Annotated in this window: 21 protein-coding genes and 1 tRNA gene; 20 read left to right on the forward strand and 2 right to left on the reverse strand. The window is 62.3% G+C overall.

Annotated features, from left to right (window positions below; genetic code table 11):
* The first annotated feature begins 72 nt into the window (after positions 1 to 72).
* The 15 genes from AC0R79_RS01890 (at position 73) to pgaD (ending at position 15,730) form a co-directional block, all read left to right on the forward strand.
* Positions 73 to 534 carry an aminoacyl-tRNA deacylase gene (locus AC0R79_RS01890; RefSeq protein WP_007957669.1) on the forward strand — a complete coding sequence of 154 codons (462 nt, stop codon included), beginning with the start codon at positions 73 to 75 and terminating at the stop codon, positions 532 to 534.
* A gap of 130 nt (positions 535 to 664) precedes the next feature.
* Entirely contained in the window at positions 665 to 907 is a 243-nt protein-coding gene (locus AC0R79_RS01895) for a DUF2789 domain-containing protein (protein WP_085608554.1), read from the forward strand.
* A gap of 95 nt (positions 908 to 1,002) precedes the next feature.
* The gene (locus AC0R79_RS01900) at positions 1,003 to 1,248 is read left to right on the forward strand and encodes a type II toxin-antitoxin system Phd/YefM family antitoxin (protein WP_039773014.1); all 246 of its coding nucleotides are present in this window, start codon (positions 1,003 to 1,005) and stop codon (positions 1,246 to 1,248) included.
* Positions 1,238 to 1,519: a type II toxin-antitoxin system RelE family toxin gene (locus AC0R79_RS01905; protein WP_127796561.1), complete on the forward strand. Its 282-nt coding sequence runs from the start codon at positions 1,238 to 1,240 to the stop codon at positions 1,517 to 1,519. The genes AC0R79_RS01900 and AC0R79_RS01905 overlap by 11 nt, the downstream gene beginning before the upstream one ends.
* 124 nt (positions 1,520 to 1,643) lie before the next feature.
* Complete coding sequence (locus AC0R79_RS01910) at positions 1,644 to 2,072, forward strand: MarR family winged helix-turn-helix transcriptional regulator (protein ID WP_011331882.1); 429 nt, start codon at positions 1,644 to 1,646, stop codon at positions 2,070 to 2,072.
* Positions 2,069 to 4,132, forward strand: a complete 2,064-nt coding sequence (locus tag AC0R79_RS01915; protein WP_474732952.1) for an FUSC family protein — start codon at positions 2,069 to 2,071, stop codon at positions 4,130 to 4,132. The genes AC0R79_RS01910 and AC0R79_RS01915 overlap by 4 nt, the downstream gene beginning before the upstream one ends.
* A complete protein-coding gene (locus tag AC0R79_RS01920; RefSeq protein WP_007957657.1) occupies positions 4,129 to 4,338 on the forward strand; it encodes a DUF1656 domain-containing protein in 210 nt (69 codons plus the stop codon). The genes AC0R79_RS01915 and AC0R79_RS01920 overlap by 4 nt, the downstream gene beginning before the upstream one ends.
* Positions 4,335 to 5,222 carry an efflux RND transporter periplasmic adaptor subunit gene (locus tag AC0R79_RS01925; RefSeq protein ID WP_085702796.1) on the forward strand — a complete coding sequence of 296 codons (888 nt, stop codon included), beginning with the start codon at positions 4,335 to 4,337 and terminating at the stop codon, positions 5,220 to 5,222. The genes AC0R79_RS01920 and AC0R79_RS01925 overlap by 4 nt, the downstream gene beginning before the upstream one ends.
* Entirely contained in the window at positions 5,219 to 6,661 is a 1,443-nt protein-coding gene (locus AC0R79_RS01930; protein ID WP_179693069.1) for an efflux transporter outer membrane subunit, read from the forward strand. Before AC0R79_RS01925 ends, AC0R79_RS01930 begins: the two co-directional genes overlap by 4 nt.
* Before the next feature lie 93 nt (positions 6,662 to 6,754).
* The gene (locus tag AC0R79_RS01935; protein ID WP_007957651.1) at positions 6,755 to 7,390 is read left to right on the forward strand and encodes a hypothetical protein; all 636 of its coding nucleotides are present in this window, start codon (positions 6,755 to 6,757) and stop codon (positions 7,388 to 7,390) included.
* A 199-nt stretch (positions 7,391 to 7,589) separates the two neighbouring features.
* Complete coding sequence (locus AC0R79_RS01940) at positions 7,590 to 9,095, forward strand: YdgA family protein (RefSeq protein ID WP_474732955.1); 1,506 nt, start codon at positions 7,590 to 7,592, stop codon at positions 9,093 to 9,095.
* Between the two features lie 257 nt (positions 9,096 to 9,352).
* Entirely contained in the window at positions 9,353 to 11,833 is a 2,481-nt protein-coding gene (gene pgaA, locus AC0R79_RS01945) for a poly-beta-1,6 N-acetyl-D-glucosamine export porin PgaA (protein WP_474732957.1), read from the forward strand.
* A 12-nt stretch (positions 11,834 to 11,845) separates the two neighbouring features.
* Complete coding sequence (gene pgaB / locus AC0R79_RS01950) at positions 11,846 to 13,843, forward strand: poly-beta-1,6-N-acetyl-D-glucosamine N-deacetylase PgaB (RefSeq protein WP_474732959.1); 1,998 nt, start codon at positions 11,846 to 11,848, stop codon at positions 13,841 to 13,843.
* Between the two features lies 1 nt (position 13,844).
* Positions 13,845 to 15,200, forward strand: a complete 1,356-nt coding sequence (gene pgaC, locus AC0R79_RS01955; protein WP_474732961.1) for a poly-beta-1,6-N-acetyl-D-glucosamine synthase — start codon at positions 13,845 to 13,847, stop codon at positions 15,198 to 15,200.
* Positions 15,197 to 15,730 carry a poly-beta-1,6-N-acetyl-D-glucosamine biosynthesis protein PgaD gene (pgaD, locus tag AC0R79_RS01960; RefSeq protein ID WP_474732963.1) on the forward strand — a complete coding sequence of 178 codons (534 nt, stop codon included), beginning with the start codon at positions 15,197 to 15,199 and terminating at the stop codon, positions 15,728 to 15,730. Before pgaC ends, pgaD begins: the two co-directional genes overlap by 4 nt.
* Here pgaD and AC0R79_RS01965 read toward each other — a convergent pair.
* Positions 15,723 to 17,252 carry an FAD-dependent oxidoreductase gene (locus tag AC0R79_RS01965; RefSeq protein ID WP_474732965.1) on the reverse strand — a complete coding sequence of 510 codons (1,530 nt, stop codon included), beginning with the start codon at positions 17,250 to 17,252 and terminating at the stop codon, positions 15,723 to 15,725. The genes pgaD and AC0R79_RS01965 overlap by 8 nt on opposite strands.
* A gap of 139 nt (positions 17,253 to 17,391) precedes the next feature.
* Between AC0R79_RS01965 and AC0R79_RS01970 the strand changes: the two genes are divergently transcribed.
* The 5 genes from AC0R79_RS01970 to AC0R79_RS01990 all read left to right on the forward strand — a co-directional run bounded on the left by AC0R79_RS01970 (position 17,392) and on the right by AC0R79_RS01990 (position 21,244).
* Positions 17,392 to 17,952, forward strand: a complete 561-nt coding sequence (locus tag AC0R79_RS01970) for a YbhB/YbcL family Raf kinase inhibitor-like protein (RefSeq protein WP_007957638.1) — start codon at positions 17,392 to 17,394, stop codon at positions 17,950 to 17,952.
* An 88-nt stretch (positions 17,953 to 18,040) separates the two neighbouring features.
* The gene (locus tag AC0R79_RS01975) at positions 18,041 to 19,732 is read left to right on the forward strand and encodes a vWA domain-containing protein (RefSeq protein WP_474732967.1); all 1,692 of its coding nucleotides are present in this window, start codon (positions 18,041 to 18,043) and stop codon (positions 19,730 to 19,732) included.
* Positions 19,733 to 19,761: 29 nt separating this feature from the next.
* On the forward strand, positions 19,762 to 20,343 hold the full coding sequence (locus tag AC0R79_RS01980; RefSeq protein ID WP_474735050.1) for an RNA polymerase sigma factor: 582 nt from the start codon (positions 19,762 to 19,764) through the stop codon (positions 20,341 to 20,343).
* Positions 20,340 to 20,954 (forward strand): hypothetical protein, encoded by a 615-nt coding sequence (locus tag AC0R79_RS01985; RefSeq protein WP_474732969.1) that lies wholly within the window; start codon positions 20,340 to 20,342, stop codon positions 20,952 to 20,954. The genes AC0R79_RS01980 and AC0R79_RS01985 overlap by 4 nt, the downstream gene beginning before the upstream one ends.
* Before the next feature lie 20 nt (positions 20,955 to 20,974).
* Positions 20,975 to 21,244, forward strand: coding sequence for a hypothetical protein (locus AC0R79_RS01990; protein ID WP_011331897.1), 270 nt, complete (start codon positions 20,975 to 20,977; stop codon positions 21,242 to 21,244).
* 65 nt (positions 21,245 to 21,309) lie between these two features.
* On the opposite strand, the gene AC0R79_RS01995 is transcribed toward AC0R79_RS01990, so the two are convergent.
* Positions 21,310 to 21,386: transfer RNA gene (locus tag AC0R79_RS01995), tRNA-Arg, on the reverse strand.
* Between the last annotated feature and the right edge of the window lie 288 nt (positions 21,387 to 21,674).

Below are 21,674 nucleotides of genomic sequence, written 5' to 3' on the forward strand. Positions count from 1 at the left end.
TAGACTTTCAAGGACAGCCACAGCGTTTCATTACCGTCCGCCGCGCAGCGTCGGCGGGCACCGAGGTGCATCATGCGTATGGCCAAGAAAGTGCAGAGCAGCCTCAACCGGGCGCAATGCGAATATGACATCGTCACCCACCCGCACTCGTCCAGCAGCCTGGAAACGGCGCGGGTCTCCGGGATTGCCGCAGAACGGGTGGCCAAATCGGTGATCCTGGACGACCGTCACGGGCACTACCTGATGGCGGTGCTGCCCGCCAGCCGCCACCTGGACTTGAGCAAAGTGCGCAGCAGCGGCGAATGGCAAATCACCCGCGAAAGCAATCTGGCGCACATCTTCGACGACTGCGAACGCGGCGCCGTGCCGCCGCTGGGGGATTCCTACGGCCTGGACATGGTCATCGACCCGCTGCTGACCCGGCAGAAAGACATCTACCTGGAAGCCGGCAACCACAACAACCTGCTGCACATGAGCATGCCCGAATTCCTGAAAATGGTGCCGCATGCGCAGGTGCGGGAGTTGAGTCAGTAGGTTTTTTAGCGTCTGTACCGACGCCAAATCGCGAGCAAGCTCGCTCCCACAGGTTCTGCGCCAAACCTGTGGGAGCGAGCTTGCTCGAGAAAAATCTTTCACACCCTATAAATCTCGCAGGAGTTCCGACATGGAAAACCCGACGCACAGCCTCCCATCCCTGTTCAAGCAACTCGGCCTGGACAACGACCCGGTCAGCATCGACCAGTTCATCGCCACCCATTCCCCGCTCAAGCCCGAACTGCACCTGTGCGACGCGTTTTTCTGGACCAAGAGCCAGGCGGATTTCCTGCGCGATGAGATTCTCGATGATGCGGATTGGGCGGAGGTGGTGGATCAGCTGGATGTGATGTTGAGGAAGGGGCGGGGGTAATTATCAGCTTGCCGTTCGTAAGCTGAATCAACTCATCCGGTTGCCAGTAATGCTTCCTTGGACCAGAATTACGACCTCAATTGAGGTCTTTTATTATGCAAAGTGTTCTGGCCGATATGGCTGTCAGTGTTTCTGAATTGAAGAAAAACCCCTCCGCAGTGCTAAACGGCGCGCACGGAGGAGCAGTTGCTGTCCTGAATCACAACCGGGTCATGGGCTACATGGTGCCGGCTGACGTTTACGAAGCCATGATGGAGCGGCTCGATGATCTCGAGTTGGCAGAAATCGTTCGTTCTCGCAGTCACGAGACTCCCATACCGGTAAGCCTGGATGACCTATAAGCTCGAATTTCTGCCTTCCGCTCACAAAGAGTGGAACAAACTGGGTCATACGTTGCGTGATCAATTTAAAAAGAAGCTGGCTGAGCGTCTTGAGCGTCCCCGTATTCCGGCTGACTCCCTCCACGGCATGCCTGATTGCTACAAGATCAAACTCAAAGTGTCCGGTTATCGACTGGTTTACCAAGTGATCGAAGAGCGAGTGGTTGTCTCGGTAGTCGCCGTGGGTAAGCGCGAGCGAGGCGACGTCTACGAAAACGCGAAAAGACGCTGAGCTGAAGCACGCAACCCAATTTGTTTCAAAACTTGACTGAATTTCCCCACCAATGCGATATTGATAGTTAGCAAACTAACAGTGTGTGCATTCCCTCGTGCCGAATAACCTCGACGCTCTCCAGATGAATATCAGCAGTGCCATGGTGGTGGCCGCCAGGCATTGGCGGAAGATCTGCCAGACCACGCTGGTCAACTATGGAATTTCCGAAGCCTGCGCCGTCCCGTTGTTGATGATCGGGCGTTTGGGCGAGGGTGTGCGCCAGGTGCAGGTGGCGCAGGCGGCGGGGATGGAGTCGCCGTCGCTGGTGCGCCTGCTCGATCAGTTGTGTCACGCTGGTTTTGTCTGCCGCACCGAAGATGCCCAGGATCGTCGTGCCAAATGCCTGAGCCTGACCGACACCGGCCGTGAACTGGTGCAAGCGGTGGAGGCGCAACTGGTGCGTCTGCGTCATGAAGTGCTCGAAGGCATCGACCAGCGCGATCTGGAGGCTACGCTTCGGGTACTGAGAGCTTTTGAGGCGGCCACTCCGCCAACGGTGATCAATCCGTGAACGGGTTCTTTTCCGGCATGCCCCCGGCGCGGGACTGGTTCTACGGGGTCCGCACGTTTGCGGCTTCGATGACCGCGCTGTACATCGCCTTGCTCATGCAGATGCCGCGCCCTTATTGGGCGATGGCCACGGTGTACATCGTCTCGAGCCCGTTCCTCGGCCCGACCAGTTCCAAGGCGCTGTATCGCGCGATCGGCACGTTTCTCGGTGCGGCAGCGGCGGTGCTGTTCGTGCCGATGTTCGTCCAGAGCCCTTATGTGCTGGTGGTGGTCATCGCCTTGTGGACGGGGATTCTGCTGTTCCTGTCCCTGCATTTGCGCACCGGCAACAACTACGCGCTGATGCTGGCCGGCTACACCTTGCCGCTGATCGCCCTGCCGGTGGTGGATAACCCGCTGGCGGTGTGGGACGTGGCCGAATCGCGGACTGAAGAGATCTTTCTCGGCATCGCGGTGGCGGCGGTGGTCGGCGCGATGTTCTGGCCACGGCGCCTGGCACCGGTGTTCAACGATGCCGTGGGCAAATGGTTCGCCGACGCCACGACCTACAGCCTGAAATTCCTCAGCCGCGATGTGCAGCCCGAAGAAGTCACTGCCCTGCGCATGGCCATGGTCGGCAGTTTCAACAGCCTGGAATTGATGATCGGTCAGTTGCCGCACGAAGGTGCGCGGCCGCAGACGGTGCGCAACACCAAGGAATTGCGCGGGCGGATGATCCACCTGCTGCCGGTGATCGATGCCCTCGAAGACTCGCTTTACGCCCTCGAACGGCGCACGCCCGAGCTGGTGGAAAAGTTCGCGCCGCTGCTCACTGCGACCCGCGAATGGCTCGACCACAAAGACGCCGATCTCGGCCGCTGGCAAGCCCTGCGGGATCAGCTCGAAGCGCTGCAACCAAACGCCGAAGCCCTCGAAGATCGCAAGCAGTTGCTGTTTTCCAACGCGCTGTATCGCCTCGGCGAATTCATCGATCTGTGGCAGGACTGTCGCAGTCTGCAGGACGCGATCCTGTGCGAGCGCCAAGACAGCTGGCGCGCGGTTTATCGCCACTGGCGCCTGGGTCGCCTGACGCCATTCATCGACCGAGGGCTGATGCTGTATTCGGTAGTCTCGACCATCCTGGCGATCATCGTCGCCTCGGTACTGTGGATCCTGCTGGGCTGGACCGACGGCGGCAGCGCGGTGATTCTGGCGGCGGTGTCGTGCAGCTTCTTCGCCTCGATGGACGACCCGGCGCCGCAGATCTACCGGTTCTTTTTCTGGACCGGGATGTCGGTGCTGTTCGCCAGCCTGTACCTGTTTCTGGTGCTGCCGAACCTGCATGACTTCCCGATGCTGGTGCTGGCATTTGCGGTGCCGTTCATCTGTGTCGGCACCTTGACGGTGCAGCCACGTTTCTACCTCGGCATGCTGCTGACGCTGGTCAACACCTCGTCGTTCATCAGCATTTCCGGTGCTTACGACGCGGACTTCTTCGCCTTCGTCAATTCCAACCTGGCGGGCCCGATGGGGCTGTTGTTCGCGTTCATCTGGACGCTGATCGCCCGGCCGTTCGGCGCCGAGCTGGCGGCCAAGCGCCTGACCCGTTTCAGCTGGAAAGACATCGTCAGCATGACCGAACCGGCCAACCTCGCCGAACACCGGCAACTGGGCGTGCAACTGCTCGACCGCCTGATGCAGCACCTGCCGCGTCTGGCGCTGACCGGCCAGGACACCGGCATCGCCATGCGCGAAGTACGCGTGGGGCTGAACCTGCTCGACTTGCTCGCCTATACGCCGCGAGTGGCGGGCGCGCCGAACGCGTTGCTCAAGCAGGTGGTGGCAGAGGTCGGCGAGTATTTCCGGGCCTGCCTCAAGGCAGGGGAACGCTTGCCGGCGCCAAGCGCCTTGCTGATGACCATGGATCGCACCCGCCGCGCGCTCAACGGCCACGGCGATGAAGAAACCCGACTAAACCTGTTGCACGCCTTGAGCGGTTTGCGCCTGGCGCTGTTGCCCGGCGTGGAGTTCGTTTCAAACGCAGAGCCCGAAGAACCGTTGCCCGAAGGAGCGCCCCTATGATCGGTGATCTGGACATCAGCGGCATATTCCTGCCGACCCTGCTGGTGTTGATGGGCATCACTTATGTGCTGTTTGTGTTGGTACACGGCGTGCTCACACGCCTGCATTTCTACCGTCTGGTCTGGCACCGGGCATTGTTCAACGTGGCTCTCTACGCCGTGATGCTGTACGGCGTGGATTCACTCAGTCGATACCTGATGACATGAAAAAACCGTTTCTGACCCTCGGTCGCGTCGTCCTGACGCTGCTGATCGTGACTTTCGCCGTCGTCGTGGTCTGGCGCATGGTGATGTATTACATGTTCGCGCCCTGGACCCGCGACGGCCACATTCGCGCCGACATCGTGCAGATTGCCCCGGACGTGTCCGGGCTGATCCAGCAGGTCGAAGTGAAGGACAACCAGTTGGTGAAACGCGGTCAGGTGCTGTTCAGCATCGACCAAGACCGTTTCAAACTGGCGTTGCGCCAGGCCAGGGCGGCGGTCGCTGATCGCGAAGAAACCCTCGCCCAGGCGCAGCGTGAAGCCAAGCGTAACCGTGGCCTGGGCAATCTGGTGCCGGCCGAACAGCTGGAAGAAAGCCAGTCGAAAGTGGCCCGCGCGCAATCGGCCCTGGCCGAAGCGCTGGTGGCGGTGGACAGCGCTCAGCTCAACCTCGATCGCTCGGTGATCCGCAGCCCGGTGGACGGCTACGTCAACGACCGTGCGCCGCGCTCGCAGGAATTCGTCACCGCCGGGCGTCCGGTGTTGTCGGTGGTCGACAGCAATTCGTTCCACATCGACGGCTATTTCGAAGAAACCAAACTCGACGGCATCCACATCGGTCAGTCGGTGGATATCCGCGTGATCGGCGACCGCGCCCGCTTGCGCGGGCATGTCGAAAGCATCGTCGCCGGTATCGAAGACCGTGACCGTTCGAGCGGCAGCAACCTGCTGCCCAACGTCAATCCGGCGTTCAGCTGGGTGCGTCTGGCGCAACGGATTCCGGTGCGCATTGCCTTCGACGACGTGCCGGATGACTTCCGCATGATCGCCGGGCGTACCGCTACCGTGTCGATCATCGACGATCAACCGCAGGAGCCCGCGAAATGAGCAGGGCTCTGATGATCGCCGGGCTGGGCATGATGCTGTCGGCCTGCTCGATGGTCGGGCCGGACTATCACGTGCCCGAAGACGCGGCGATCCAGCGCAAGGATTTCCAGGGCGACCTGGCGGTGGCCGGCAAACCGGTGGTGTCGGCCCCGGTGCCGGCGGACTGGTGGCGGCTGTATCAGGATCCGCGTCTGGATCAACTGGTGCAGCAGGCCATGGCGTCCAACACCGATCTGCGGGTGGCGGCGGCGAACCTGTCGCGGGCCCGTGCGCAGGTCGATGAAGCCGAGGCGGCCGGTGGCTGGAGCGGCGGCGTGAAGATGGGCGCGCAACGCTTGCAGGAATCCGGCGAGGCATTCCTGCTGCCGGAGAAAGTGCCGGTGGCCAACATTGGCGATATCGGCATCAGCGCGTCCTACCAGTTTGACTTGTGGGGCACGCTGCAACGCGGGATCGAAGCGGCGAAGGCCAACGCCGACGCGACCCAGGCCGCTGCCGACACCGCGCGCATCACCCTGGTCGCCGACGTGGTGCGGGCCTACACCCAGGTCTGCGCGGCGAACGAGGAGCGGGAAATCGCCCAGCACTCCCTCGACCTGCAATCCCAGAGCACCACGCTGATCCAGCGTTTGCGCGACGCCGGGCGTGGCGACGAAACCCAGGTCACCCGTTCGCAGACCCAATTCAAATCCCTGCGCGCTGATATGCCGCGTTATGAGGCGGCGCGTCAGGCCGGGTTGTTTCGTCTGTCGATGTTGCTGGCCAAGCCTGTCGATCAATTGCCGGCCGGCACCGCGACCTGCGCCGAACTGCCGAAAATCGCTCAACTGGTGCCAGTGGGCGATGGCGCCACGCTGCTCAAGCGCCGGCCGGACATCCGCCAGGCCGAGCGGCGTCTGGCGGCCGCGACGGCCGGAATCGGTATCGCCACGGGCGAGTTGTACCCGGACATCAGTTTCGGCGCGACGATCGGCACCGTCGGCATTCTGGACAACCTTGGCAAACCCTCCACCAATCGCTGGGGCTTCGGCCCGTCGCTGAGCTGGAGCGTGCCGACCAACGGCGCCCGGGCCCGCATCCGCGAAGCCGAAGCTACGACCCAGGGCGCACTGGCGCATTTCGACGGCGTGGTGCTTAACGCCATCCGCGAAACCCAGACCGGCCTGTCCCAGTATTCCGCACTGCTGCAACGCCGCGATGCGCTGGCCGATGCTGAGCAGTCGGCGAAACTGGCGGCGGACCAAACACACCGCTTCTTTCAGGCCGGCCGCGAGTCGTTCCTTGCCGACCTGCAGGCCACCCGCACCTACACCGACGTCACCGCGCAACTGGCCGCCGCCAACACCCAGGTTGCCATGAGCCAGATCGATTTGTTCCTCGCCCTGGGCGGCGGTTGGGAAAGCGGACGAACGCAAGCCTCGAGCGCCAGCAAACCCTGAGGCCGTTGCTATGCTTTGAAGTATTGAAAGGGCGCCCCGAACCAGGCGCCTTTTCAGTGCACATCGCTAGCGCAGGTCTAGGGGAAACCAATAATGAAAAACCCTTACGCTCTCGGCTTCTGGTGCGCCCTGGTAGCCCTGGTGCTGCTGTCGGCCACCTATTTCTACGGCATCATGCTGGCCCACCAGATCGACAAGGCAATGGTCTTCCTCGACAGCACCGTGGCGCTGATCGCGGTCATGGCAATCGTGGTCGTGGCGTCGGCGCTGGTGCAGAGCCAGCGACTCAAGAAACGCCAGCTTGAGCAAAGCAAGACGCTGCTGCTGATCTGGGACACCAAAGTCGCGCTGCGCAAAGTCGAAACCGTGTTCGACCGCTACTTCTGGGGCAGCTACTGGCAACCGGGGCGGACCTTCGCCGAAGTCATGGGCGAACTCACCGGCACGCCGCTGGAAAAAAGCCTCGAAGCCCTGAAAAAACAATGCCTGGCCCTCGACCGGCAAGTCGCCGACGACGGCTGGCACTGGCTCAACAACGCCCGCGAACTGTCGGACGTCGCCACGGCCATGGCCCGCGAGCGTTATCAGCTGGATTTCTGCGACCCGCGCAGCGATGGGCCGGGCGGGGCGGTGATCGACCGGGATTTCGAAGTGCTGGTGTACACCTGGACCGCGCGGCTGAAAAGCTTCGACCATCAGCTCGATGAGATCGAGGTGCAATATTCCTGATCCCGAAAAGATCGCCGAACCCGGCGATCTTTTTGTTTGTCCATGTCCCGTGGACATTCTTTAACCTTTAAACATTGGGCCGCGTCGCACTGCCAGTGCTAATCTCCACCGCTAAATTCAGCGGAGTCGCGCCACGGCCCGGTCACGGGTTCAGGGAAGACGACCACACTTTCAGCCACGGAAATCGATCAGGTCATTCATGAATAAATCAGCAGGCGTGCTTCTCGGAATTGTTGTGGCAATTGGCGCCATCAGCGTAGGCGGGGCCTGGTACACGGGCACCAAAATCGAAGGCGTGCTGAACAATGCCGTCGCCAACGCCAACAGCGAGTTGCAGACCGCCATGGCCGGCTCCAACGGCAGTGCGTCGCTGGAACTGGTATCGCTCGAGCGCAACACCTTCAGCAGCACCGCGCACTATCGCCTCAAGGGCGAGGGTGAAATGTTCGGCGAGGCACCGGTCGAGTTGCTGTTCGTCGATCACATCGAACACGGCCCGTTGCCGTTCTCGCGACTGGTGTCGCTGAAGTGGCTGCCGGTCATGGCCACCAGTCACTACGAACTGGAAAAGACCCCGATCACCGAAAAATGGTTTGCCGCCACCAAGGGCGCCGCGCCGCTCAAAGGCGTGGTCAACATCGGTTACGACCAATCCACTACCGGCAACCTCGAACTGCTGCCGCTGGAAGCGGCGCTGGACGACAAGTCGAGCCTGAAGTTTTCCGGCCTGAACATGGACATTTCCGCCAGCGCCCAGGCGCAGAAGGTCAAGGCCAACGGCTACATGGACAGCCTGCACCTGACCACGGTCGCCGAAGACCAGACGCCGGTGCAGATCGAACTCAATGGCCTGACCCTGGCCAGCAACCTCGCCAAGAGCACCTACGGCTATTACACCGGCGAGAACACCCTGGAACTGACCAGCAGCAAGACCACCTTCGGCGTCAAACAATCGGTGCTGGGCGTGAAGAACTTCGAAATGAAGAACCGCACCGAAGAGAACGGCAGCAACGCTTCCGGCCGTGCCGACTACAAGGTCGGCGAAGTAACCCTCAACGACAAGAAAATCGGTTCGGCCAACCTGGCCATGAGTCTGAAAAACCTCGACATCCCGTCGGCCATGTCGCTGATGCAGATCTACCAGACCAAGCTCCAGCCTTACGAGAAGGCCGCTGCCGAAGCCACCGCCGCCGGCCTGCCGGCACCGGAGCTGAACCTGACCGAAGCAGAGTCCACCCAGGTCAAGGCCGACCTGCAGAAACTGCTGGCGGCCGGGCCGCAACTGGCGCTGGAAGACCTGTCGCTGAAAACCGCCAACGGCGAAAGCCGCGCGAGTCTGGTGCTCGATCTGGCCAAGCCACAGTCGATGGACCTGCCACCGGATCAACTGGGCAAACAGCTGATCGCGCTGCTTGACGTCAATGTGCTGGTGTCCAAGCCGATGCTGGTCGATCTGCTCAGCGTGCAGGCGCAAATCGACGGTCAGACCGATGCCAAGGCCATCGTTGACCAGGCCAGTGCTGGCGCCGACATGTTCGCCGGCATGGCCGTCGGTTCGCAGCTTGCGACCCTGGATGGCACCAACGTAGTCACCAAACTGCATTACGCCGCCAATCAGGTGGAATTCAACGGCCAGAAGATGACCGTGGAGCAGTTCGTCGGCTTCCTGATGAGCAAGTTCGGCAGCATCGAACAGCCTCAGTAAACGCCCCGCGCTACACCGAAACGCCCGGCCTCTGCACCCGCAGACGCCGGGCGTTTTGCTGTCTGGCGTCCGGGTTTGCGGCCGGTCGGGAAATCCTTCGTCACGAATCTGAACAATTATTGTGTTCTGAATATTGATCTACGCTTGCGTGCAAGACTGCTTGGATAAGCTTGGCTGAGCGTTTTTTGCTTGGCCTCCGTTACGAAATGGGCAAGGGGGGCGTTGCTACCCGGCTGGCCATGTAAGGATGCTGACGAATGCCGCGTATTGATGTTCCTGTATTACATCGTGGTTTACGCCCTTTGTTTCGAGTCGCGCTGTGCAGCCAGTTGCTCTGGCCGGCGTTCGCGTTCGCCGATACGGCCTACGATCAAATGGTGCTCGACGCCCGTGCCGGGCATTACACGCCCGCGCTGACCGCTTTGCGTCAGGTGCCGCCGGCCCAGGCCACTACCGGCCAGGTCAGCGATCACCTGCAAATTGCCGGTTGGGCCGGGCTCGACGCCGAAGTGGTGCAGGTCTACGAGACTCAGGGTCGTGGCCGGGCACTGCCGGTTCAGGCGCTGACCGCCACCGCCCGGGCCTACCGCAACCTCAAACGCTGGGATCAGGCGATCCAGGTCTACAACAAGGCCCTGACGCTGGAGCCGGACAACGCCGACCTGCAACTCGGTCTGGCGCTGACCCAGGCCGATTCCGGCAAGCCTGACGAAGGGGTGATCCGCGCCCGTTCGCTGGTTGCCGCCAAACCCGATGATCCTTCCCGCCGACTGGCGCTGGGCTACGCCCTGAATCGCGCCGGCAAGCCGTACGACGCGCTGTTCGAATACGACCAGGCCTTCATTCGCGCCGGCAACAAACCGGAAGTCGCCCGCGAATACGTGGTCGCCCTGCAAAAGGCGCGTCTGCCGGAACCGGCGTTGCGTCTTGCCAAGCAGCGTCCGGGGTTGATCGATCCCGTCACCTTGCGACGTCTGGAAGGCGATCTGGCTGCCGAACGCGTGCGCCTTGCCGAACTGGCCACCCGCAGCGAAAAAGAACGTTATGTGATTGCCGACCGCGCCCTGGCCGACTACGACAAATTGCTCGCCACCTGGACCCCGGACGCCACTGCCCACGACGACGTGACCCGCTGGCGCATCGACCGCATGGGCGCGCTCAAGGCCCGGGCGCGCACCGCCGAGGTGATCAGCGAATACCAGAAGCTGCAAGCCGAAGGCGTGAAGATTCCGACCTACGCCCTGCGCTGGGTGGCGGCTTCTTATCTGGATCAGCGGCAGCCGGAAATCGCCACCGATCTTTACCGTCAGGTGCTGGCGGCGCCGGACGCCGATGTCGGCGACCGACTCGAAGACACCACGGCGCTGTATTACTCGCTGCTGGAAAGCGACCGCGCCGAAGAGGCGCGCAAGGTCGCCGAAGATCAGGCGAAGACACAGAAACCGCGCATCGAACTCAAGGGTCTGCCGATCGGCAACCCCAACGACGAATGGATGGACGCCCAACAGCTGGCGGCGCAGGCCGGCACCTACGGCTCCGACCTGCCTCACGGCGAAGAGCGCTTGCAGACTTTGGTGGATCAGGCGCCGGGCAACATCGGCCTGCGCCTGGCCCAGGCCGATCTGTACCTGGCCCGCAACTGGCCGCGCCGCGCGGAAAACCAGCTCAAGGAAACCGAGAGTATCGCGCCGCGCGACATGGGCCTGGAAGTCGCGCAGGCCCGCACCGCCATGGACTTGCAGGAATGGCGACAGATGGATGCGCTGACCGATGACGTGGTGGCGCGTTTTCCCGACAACCGTCAGGTCCAGCGTCTGGCCCGTGAGCGCGAAGTGCACGACATGTCCGAGCTGCGCGTCGAGGCCTACGGCGGCAAGGCCAACGGCGGCAACGGTGGCGATGCCGGTGCGGTCACCGGCAGCCGGGATTTCGGCATCCAGACCACCCTCTACAGCCCGCCAATCGATGAAGACTGGCGAGTGTTCGCCGGGGCCGGTTACGCCACTGGCGATTTCGCCGAAGGCACCGGCCACCATCGTTTCCAGCGTGTCGGTCTGGAGCGTCGCACCCGCGACATGACCCTCGAAGCCGAAGTGTCGAACCATTCCTATGGTTTCGGCGACAAGCAGGGGGCACGTCTGGCGATTGCCCGCGACATCGACGATCACTGGCAATACGGCGGCAGCCTCGAATACCTGTCGGCCGAGACCCCGCTGCGGGCATTGAACAGCGACATCAAGGCCAACGGCGGCAGCGGTTTCATCCGCTGGCGCGCCAACGAGAGCCGCGAGTGGCGGCTGTCGGTCAGTCCGTCGCACTTCAGCGACGGCAACAACCGCGTCGAAGCCTTGCTGACCGGCAAAGAGGGCGTCTACAGCGCGCCGAACCTGCAAGTCGATGCGGGCCTTGAAGTGGGCACCAGCCACAACTCCAAGTCCGATGACGTGCCGTACTTCAACCCGAAGTCGGACTTCAGCGTCATGCCGCTGCTGAACGTCAATCACGTGCTGTACCACCGCTACGAAACCGTCTGGAGCCAGCAGTTCCAGGCCGGTGCGGGTACTTACAGCCAGCGTGATCACGGCACCGGCGGCATGGCATTGCTCGGTTACGGCCAGCGCTACGCCTGGAACGACGTGTTCGAGGTGGGCGGTTTGTTCAGCGTGATCAACCGGCCCTACGACGGTGACCGGGAAACCGATCTGCGTCTGCTCGTCGACCTCACTTTCCGCTTCTAGAAGAGTTTGAAGATGCCTTTGATTTCGCGTTTCATCCTTCTGCTGGGAGTGCTGCTGGTCAGCGCCTGCGCCCAGCAAGCCCCGGCCTTCGTGCCGCCGTCCGAGCGACCGGTGGCCGCCAATGAAAAGCCCTGGCCGAAAAACCACGTGCTGGGCATTGCCTACCACGACGTCGAAGACCGTGACCCCGATCAGGCGGTGGTGGCGGTGCGCACCGAGCGGCTGCTCGAACAGCTGGCCTGGCTGCGGGAGAACAACTACCAACCGGTGACGGTCGATCAGATCATGGCCGCGCGCAAAGGCGGGCCGGAACTGCCACCCAAAGCGATCCTGCTCAGCTTCGACGACGGTTATTCAAGCTTCTACACCCGCGTGTTGCCGGTATTGCGCGCCTATAACTGGCATGCGCTGCTGGCGCCGGTCGGCACCTGGATCGATACACCGCTGAACCAACCGGTGGACTTTGCCGGCACGCCGCGTCCACGCTCGGACTTCCTGACCTGGGCTCAGGTGCGGGAAATCTCCCAATCGGGCCTGGTGGAAATCGCCGCCCACACCGACGCCAGCCACAAAGGCATCCTCGCCAACCCGCAAGGCAACCTGCAGCCGGCGGCCGCGACCCGGCGCTACGATCCGGTGAGCAAACGCTACGAGTCAGAAGCCGATTTCCAGGCGCGGATCCGCGCCGACGTGCAGGCGATCTCGGAGAAGATCCGCAAGAACACCGGTAAAAAACCGCGCATCTGGGTCTGGCCTTACGGGACGGCGGACGGCACGTCGCTGACCGTGGTCAGCGAAGAGGGCTATGAAATGGCCCTGACCCTGGATGACGGCCTCGATGCCCTCGACAACCTGATGAGCGGGCCGCGTTTCCTGGTGGCTTCCGACCCTGACGGCGAGCACTTCGCCAACAGCGTGGTCGGCGTGCAATCGGACTTCACCATGCGTGTGGTGCATGTGGATCTGGATAACGTCTACGACCCGGACCCGGCGCAGCAGGAAATCAACCTCGGCAAACTGATCCAGCGCATGGCCGACATGGGCGCCAACACGGTGTTCCTGCAAGCGTTCGCCGATCCGAAGGGCGATGGCCTGGTGCATTCGCTGTACTTCCCCAACCGTCATCTGCCGATGCGCGCCGACCTGTTCGACCGCGTCGCCTGGCAATTGCGCACCCGGGCTCACGTGAAGGTCTTTGCGTGGATGCCGGTGCTGAGTTTCGAACTGGATTCGAAGCTGCCACGGGTGACGCGCTGGGATCCGAAGACCGGCACGACCGCTGTCGACCCGGATCAGTACAAACGCCTGTCGCCGTTCGATCCCGAGGTGCGGCGGATCATCGGCGAGATCTACGAAGACGTGGCACGCCTGACCTCGGTCGACGGCATCCTCTACCATGACGACGCAGTGCTTTCGGACTTCGAAGACGCCGGCCCTCAGGCGCTGAAGGCCTATGCCGCCAACGGCTTGCCGGGCTCGATCGCCGCTCTGCGTGACGATCCGGCGGCGATGCAGCGCTGGACGCGCTTCAAGAGCCGCTACCTGATCGACTTCACCAACGAGCTGACTGCCAAAGTGCGCGCTATCCGTGGTCCGCAAGTGCTCACCGCACGCAACATCTTCGCCGAGCCGGTGCTCAATCCGCACAGCGAAGCGTGGTTCGCGCAAAACCTCGACGACTTCCTCGGGACCTACGACTGGACGGCGCCGATGGCCATGCCGCTCATGGAAAAACAGACCCAGGCGCAATCCGGCCCGTGGCTCGAAGAGCTGGTGGCGAAGATCAAACAGCGCCCCGGCGCGCTGGATCGCACGGTGTTCGAACTGCAAGCCCGGGACTGGACGAAAAAGGACCAGGCCGACATCGACGGCGCACAACTGGCCGACTGGATGAGCCGCCTCAAGCGTCAGGGCGCCACCAGTTTCGGCTACTACCCGGACAACTTCCTCGAGAACCTGCCGGACCTGAAAACCGTGCGGCCTGCGCTCTCCAACAAATGGAACCCATGACATGCTGGATAGACTGCTGGCCCTGCTTGTTCTGGCGATCGTCCTCGGAGTCCCGCTGGGGCTGATCTTCCTGGTCACCGGGCAATTCCTGATGGACTTCGTGTTCTTCTACCCGCTGTTCATGTCCGGGTTGTGGATTTCCGGTGGCCTGTATTTCTGGCTGCACTGGGAGCGGCACTGGCCGTGGAAGGACGACACGCTGCCGCCACCGCTGGAAGGCGAACCGCTGATTTCGATCCTGATTCCTTGCTACAACGAGGGCGACAACGCCGCCGACACCATCCACGCGGCGCTGGCGCAGCACTACCCGAACATCGAAGTCATCGCGATCAACGACGGCTCCAAGGACAACACTGCCGAAGTGCTGGATGCGCTGGCCAAGGAAGACCCACGACTGCGCGTGCTGCACCTGGCGGAAAACCAGGGCAAGGCCGTGGCCCTGCGCATGGGCGCCATCGCTGCACGCAGCGAATATCTGGTGTGCATCGACGGTGATGCGCTGTTGGCGCCGAACACTGCGGCTTATCTGGTGGCGCCGATGCTCGACAACGCACGACTGGGTGCGGTGACCGGCAACCCACGAATCCGCACGCGTTCGACTCTGGTCGGGCGGGTTCAGGTTGGTGAGTTCTCGTCGATCATCGGGCTGATCAAGCGCACTCAGCGGGTGTTCGGGCGGATCTTCACCGTGTCCGGTGTGATCGTCGCGTTCCGTCGCACCGCGCTGAACCGGGTCGGCTACTGGAGCCCGGACATGATCACCGAAGACATCGACATCAGCTGGAAGCTGCAACTGGACCACTGGAGCATTTTCTACGAGCCCCGTGCCCTGTGCTGGATCCTGATGCCGGAAACCCTGCGTGGTCTGTGGAAGCAGCGTCTGCGCTGGGCCCAGGGCGGCGCCGAAGTGCTGTTCAAGAACATTCGCGGGATCTGGCAGTACCGCCACCGTTACCTGTGGCCGCTGCTGTTCGAATACTGCCTGTCGACCGGTTGGGCGTTCACCTTCCTGTTGTCGGTGATCTTCTGGGGCGTCGGCAAGTTCGTGGTCATGCCGGAAGCCATTGCCGTCGATCACCTGATGCCGCCGGCGTTTACCGGGTTGCTGCTGGCGTTTGTCTGCCTGGTGCAGTTCGCGGTCAGCATCATCATTGACCGGCGTTACGAACCGGGCCTGGGCAAGACCATGTTCTGGGTGGTGTGGTACCCGATTGCGTTCTGGTTAGTCAGCCTGCTGACCACGCTGGTCAGTTTCCCCAAAGTACTGTTCGGCCAACACCAGAAGCGTGCGCGCTGGGTCAGTCCCGACCGGGGTATCAAGCCGCTCGGCGACGATGAAGAGGAGGTTATCAAATGAAAATCATCCGGACCCGCCAACGGCCGTTTCTGGTGGTGGTCGATGCGTTCTTCACCGTGCTGGCCTGGATCGGCCTGCTGTATCTGCTGGCGCGCGGTTTATGGCCGCTAATCGAGACCCACGAAGGCGGGCCGCGTATCGACAACTCGGCGTTCGAAGCCCTCGGCACCTTGCAGATTTACCTGTGGGTGGCGCTGGTCAACGCGGTGATCCTGATCGGCTGGGCGCGCTATCAGCAACGCAAGAGCCGAAGCTTCGCCCAGCGTCGCCTGCCGTCCCCGGTGGTCGACGATGAAGGGCTGAGCCGCAGCTTCAAATTGTGCGACGACCGCTTTCAGAAACTGCGCGGGCCGGGCGTGATGACTATCCACAACGATCAGGACGGCGACGTCAGTCACGTGGTGCCGCATCTATGGCCGGTCCAGCCGCAAGAGCTGCCACCTCCGCTGGCCCCGCTGGAGCATCCTCGGGTGATCTTTCTGCACGCAGAGGACGACGACAACCGCGAGCCGCTGAACCGGATCACCTGACGGCGCGAATCAGTCGCCAGGCTTCATCCATCGGCAGCGGTTGCTTCATGCGTTCGGCCAGCAGGGCCATCGCTCGTTCCTCTTCGCAGGCGACCGCTGCCACCACCACGCCCTTGCTCCCGAACAGCCCAATAAACGGCGGCTGTTCGGGTTCGCCGATGAATTCGACTGCGTCCCACGCCTCGGCGTGACCGAGATAGTCGTAGTTGCGGCCGAAATGCCAAGTCCAGAAATACGGTACGTCGAGGTAATGCTCGTCGCCACCGAGCAGGTTGGCGGCGGCGATCCGCGCGTGCTGCTGGGCCAGGCGCCAGTGTTCGATGCGCTGTGGCTGGCCGTTCAGCGGGAAGGTGGCGATATCGCCAATCGCCCACAGACTGTCCGCGACGCGCAGGCTGGCATCGACCAACAGTGATTGATCGTCCTCGCGCGGCAAGTCGCCGAACGCTTCGGTGGCTGGATGTACGCCAATTCCCGCCAACACCAGATCCGCCGACAGGCGCAAGCCGTTGTCGAGCAATACCGCCTCGACCTTGCCGTCGCCGGTGATCTCCCTGGCTTCGTGATCGGTGATGAATTTCACGCCGTTTTCTTCGTGCAGTGTCCGGATCGCCTTGCCGACGGCTTCTCCGAACTGCGCCGCAAAGGGAATCGCGTGACGCGCCAGTACCGTCACCTCGAGACCGTGCTGGCGCAGGGCCGAGGCGCATTCGAGTGCAATGAAACTGTCACCGATGATCACCACGCGCTGGCCAGGTTGGGCGGCGTCCATGATGGATTGCGCCTGGGCTTTGGAGCGCAGGACAAACACTTGAGGCAGGTCGGCGCCGGGCAGTTTCAGCGCGTTTGGCGTTGCACCGGTGGCCAGTACCGCCGCGCTGTAATGCAGTGTGCGGCCATCGCTCAGGTGAAGGGTTTTGGTATCGGCATCGAGCCCGGTGACCTCGCCTGAAACCCGGTTGATGTGCTGTTCGCGGTAAAAATCGTCATCGCGCAGGGGCGGGGTTTCCGGCGGCGGCATTTCCCCGGACAGCACGAATTTGCTCAGCACCGTGCGGTCGTAGCCGGCGTCCGGCTCGCGGTCGATCAGCACGATCCGCCCGCCGAAGCCTTTTTCCCGCAGGGCGGCGGCGCAGGCCGTTCCCCCGGCACCGGCGCCGACGATGACAAAGGTGCGCGGATCGTCCTGCGGCGGGGTGTGCGGATCCGGCAGCGACTGGTCATCGACCCATACTTCGTCGCCGCGCAGTTCCAGCGGATAGCGCTTGAGACTGTCCAGCGCCGGAGGTTCGCACAGGGCGCCATCTTCGGCGCGAAAGGCTGCCTTGTGCCACGGGCAGATCAGTCGGCCGTGGCACAGCGCGCCTTCCGCCAGCGGCGCGCCGGCGTGCGGGCATTCCCCCTGAAAGGCGCGCAACTGGCCGGCGGCGCGCAGCAGGACGATCTTGCAGTCGCCGATTTGCACCTCCAGCCCACGGTCTTCAGGCACATCGGCGAAACGGGCGACACGGTGCAGGGTCATGGTCGTGCTCCTCACAGGCATTTCTCTTACGAGTTTGGGCTGCATTGCGAGGTTCAGCCATTTCCCACTGCCACGGCACGAACGGTACGGCTATAGTTTGCAGGCCGACGAAGGCCCAACTGCACAAGGTGCTCCCGGAATGACCCGATTGACCTCTCTCAACCCTTGGCTGGCGGCCGTTGCCGTCGCCCTTTGCGTGCAGTTTCCTGCGCAGGCCCAGGAGCGTTTCACCCTCAGCATTCCCGGTGTGTCGGATAACCGTCTGTTCACCTCGGCGGCGGCCAGCGATGCGGCCGGTTGCGGCGGCAAGAACCAGTCGCCGGCCCTGAGCTGGAATGCCGGCCCGAGCGGCACCCTGAGCTACGCCATCGTCATGCACGATCCGGACGGCCAGAAAGGCGCGGGCGTCGATCACTGGGTTCATTACGGGATCAAGGCCACGACCCGGCAGATTCCCGCCGGCGTCGGCGCCAAATCGGCCCTTGAAGGCGTCGGTGGCACCAACAGCAAAGGCACCACCAGCTACATCGGCCCATGCCCGCCGGTTGGCGACAGCGCGCACCACTACATCATCCAGATCTACGCCCTGGATCTGGCCCCGGACGCCTTGCCTGCCGGCCTGACCCGCGCCCAGCTGATGGAAAAAATCAAAGGCCACGTGCTGCGCAACAGCAGTGCGGTGCGGCGTTATCACCGCTGAAAAAAATTTCGGCGAGGTTTAACCCGAACTGACAGGGCTGCCCGTCTCAGGGGATGAATGGATCAATTCTTCCCCGAGGTCAGCCCCCATGTCCCTCCCTTCCACGTTTCTGCGCCCCCTTGCTGCCAGTGTGTTGCTGGTGGTTGCCGGTTGCGGTGTTTCCTCCACTCCGGAAACCACCGTCGCGCCACCTCCGGCGCAGACCGAACTGAAATCTTCAGTGCAACCTGAAGCGGTCATGGCCGATACCGCGCTGGCCAAGCGCAGTGCACTGGCGGCGCCGATCGCCAGTTTTGCACCGATGCCGGCCGGTGAAAGTTATCCACAAGGCTATCGCGACGAACAGCGCGAGCAGTACGCCAAGCTGGCCGACAACCCGATCCACAGTGTCGCCGAAACCCCGGTCTCGACCTTTAGCGCCGACGTCGACACCGGCGCCTACGCCAATGTGCGGCGGCTACTCAATCAGGGGCGACTGCCGCCGGAAGGCGCGGTGCGGCTGGAGGAGATTGTCAATTACTTTCCCTACGACTACGCGCTGCCGAGCGATGGCTCGCCCTTTGGCGTGACCACCGAACTGGCCGCTTCACCGTGGAACCCGCACACCCGCTTGCTGCGTATCGGCATCAAGGCATCCGACCGCGCGGTGGCGGAACTGGCCCCGGCCAATCTGGTGTTTCTGGTGGATGTGTCCGGCTCAATGGACCGCCCCGAAGGTTTGCCGCGGGTCAAAAGCACCCTGAAGTTGCTGGTCGATCAATTGCGCGAGCAGGATCGGGTGTCGCTGGTGGTGTATGCCGGCGAATCCAGAGTGGTGCTGGAGCCGACTTCCGGACGGGAAAAAGCGAAAATTCGCACAGCCATCGAGCAACTGACCGCCGGTGGCTCGACCGCTGGCGCTTCAGGCATCGAGTTGGCTTATCAGATGGCGCAGCAGGCGTTCATCCCCAAAGGCATCAACCGCATCCTGTTGGCCACCGATGGTGACTTCAACGTCGGCATCAGCGACTTCGACAGTCTGAAACAAATGGCTGTGGATAAACGCAAGACCGGGATTTCCCTGACCACTCTGGGTTTCGGTGTGGATAACTACAATGAACACCTGATGGAGCAACTGGCCGATGCCGGTGACGGCAACTACGCCTACATCGACAACCTGCGCGAAGCGCGCAAGGTGTTGGTGGATCAACTCGGTTCGACCCTCGCCGTGGTGGCGAAAAACGTCAAGTTGCAGGTTGAGTTCAATCCGGCGCAGGTCAGCGAATACCGGCTGCTCGGTTACGAAAACCGCGCACTGAAGCGTGAGGATTTCAGCAATGACAAGGTCGATGCCGGTGAAATCGGTGCAGGCCATACGGTGACGGCGTTGTATGAAATCGTCCCGGCAGGCGAGAAGGGCTGGCTGGAGCCGCTGCGCTACGGAAAAACCGATGCAGTGGTTTCCGAGAAGAAAGGAGAATTGGCCATGCTGCGCGTGCGATATCAAAAGCCTGAGGGTGGGAAAAGTCTGCTGATCGAGCGGCCGATTGCCAGTCAGGTTGTACCAGCCAGTGAAGACCTGCGTTTCGCTGCCGCCGTCGCTGCGTTTTCCCAGCAACTCAAGGACGGCCGCTACACCGGCGAATTCAGCCTAAAGGACACCGAAGCCCTGGCCCGAGGTGCCCGTGGCGATGACCGCTTTGGCCTGCGCAACGAGTTCGTGCAGTTGGTGGAGCTGGCGCAGAGCCTGCGTACGTCCACGGCCTCCAACGCAATGTCCACCGAGCGACGGATTGAATAGTGAGCCGCCTCAAAGGCTTCATCACCCAGCTGTTTGCTTCAGCAGACAGCCTTGAGGCCAGCAGCGACGAATCGCTGCTGGCCCGTTATCGCGAGGGTGACGGCAAGGCGTTCGAGATCCTGTACGCCCGTCATCGGCAAAGTCTTTATCGGTTTCTGCTCGGTTTGAGCGGCAAACCTGAACTGGCCGACGAGGTTTTCCAGGAGACGTGGCTGAGCCTGATCCGCAGTGCCAGTCAGCCACAAGGCCGGGCGACCTTTCGTACGTGGTTGTTCCAGATTGCCCGCAATCGCCTGATCGACCACTGGCGCAAACACGGCGCCCGGCAACCGCTGCATGACAGCTACGACGAACAGACCCACGCCGTCAGCGACGAGGCGTCCGGTCCCGAACAACTGCTCAACCTCAGCCGCGACAGCGAGCGCCTGGAGAGCGCCCTGCAATCCTTGCCCGCCGACCAGCGCGAAGTGTTCCTGCTGCGCGCCCACGGCGACCTCGACCTGGCGCAAATCGCCAGTCTCACCGAAACACCGCTGGAAACCGTCAAGAGCCGCTTGCGCTACGCCCAGCAAAAACTGCGTCGGCTGCTGGCCGAGGAGGTACTGACATGACGGACGCCCGCCCGACACCCGAAGAGCAACTGCTCAAGCACGTGCGCGAACAGCACAACGCCGAGCCGCCGGCGCATCTCGATGCGCTGATCCTCAACGCCGCCCACCGTGAAACCCCGGCGCCACGGCAGAGCGTGTGGCAACGCTGGCTCAAGGCCTGCCAGAAACCGCGCTACCAAGTGGTTTTTGCCAGTCTGGTCGGCATCGCGCTGATGCTGTCGCTGGTGCAGCGCGCGCCGGAACCCGTGGCTCAATACGATTTCGCCCCCGCCGCGAAACCGGCTGCGCCTGTGGCCCGTCAAGAGGCCCGATCGCTGTCGGCCCCCGCCGGCGCGCTTTCCGCGCCTGCACCCGCAATGGCCCCGGAGCCAATGGCGGAAATGGCTGCACCGATGCAGAGCGAATCGATCAGCGCCGACACGGCAGACGAAGCCAAGGTCAGCAAGCGCGCCGCCGCCCCGGTCAACGGTCTCGACGAGCAACTGCGCGAAGTCCTGCGCCTGCGCGAGTCCGGCCAGTCGCAAGCGGCCGACAACCTGTTCAACAACCTGCACAAGCGCTACCCGAACGTGAATCTCGACCTGCGACTGGAAAAAATCCGCAAGAACTGACCGTATCAGCCATCCGCCATTTGGCATTGACCCGCAAAAACGCGCACTATCGGGTCATTGCCGATGCGCTGGAGGATGCCGTGGCCCAAAAAATCGACCGCATCGCCCAAATGCTCAACTGCCCGGTGAAGGGTGAGGAACTGCGGCGGGCAGTAACGGAGAGTCGCAAGGAGTTTCTTCTGGCCAAACAGGCCGAAGAGGATCTGGAGGAAGACGTTCTCGATGATGACTTGATCGAGGACGAAGAAGACGATGATGAATATGACGAGTTTGACTGGACGACGGAGTGAGTCGCCAGCCAGCAGACACAAAAAAGCCCCGGACCTTGCAGTCCGGGGCTTTTTCGTTTTGTTCATGGCGCACCAGGCGGGATTCGAACCCACGACCCCTGCCTTCGGAGGGCAGTACTCTATCCAGCTGAGCTACTGGTGCAGCGGGCGACATCATACCTAGGTCGGCTCGGGGCGTCCATGCCGGGTTTGGGCGTGGATTGTCAGCATGCATGTCGGTAAGAAACCCCTGCATTCCATAAAGCTGTAACGTCCTGCAAAAGGCTCGCTTGGCGCTTTGGGGAGGCTGTTCTATGGTTTCCATGCGATCAGGGCTGTTGGTACGTTGATCTGAAATGTTCAGCAATTGCGGCGTTTTTGTTCTTTTTTTCGAACGCCCTATTGTCCTTCAACCCCTTTGAACCTAGGATTCGTTTGAGATTTCAAACGC

The organism is Pseudomonas sp. HD57-3 (genome assembly GCF_056113135.1).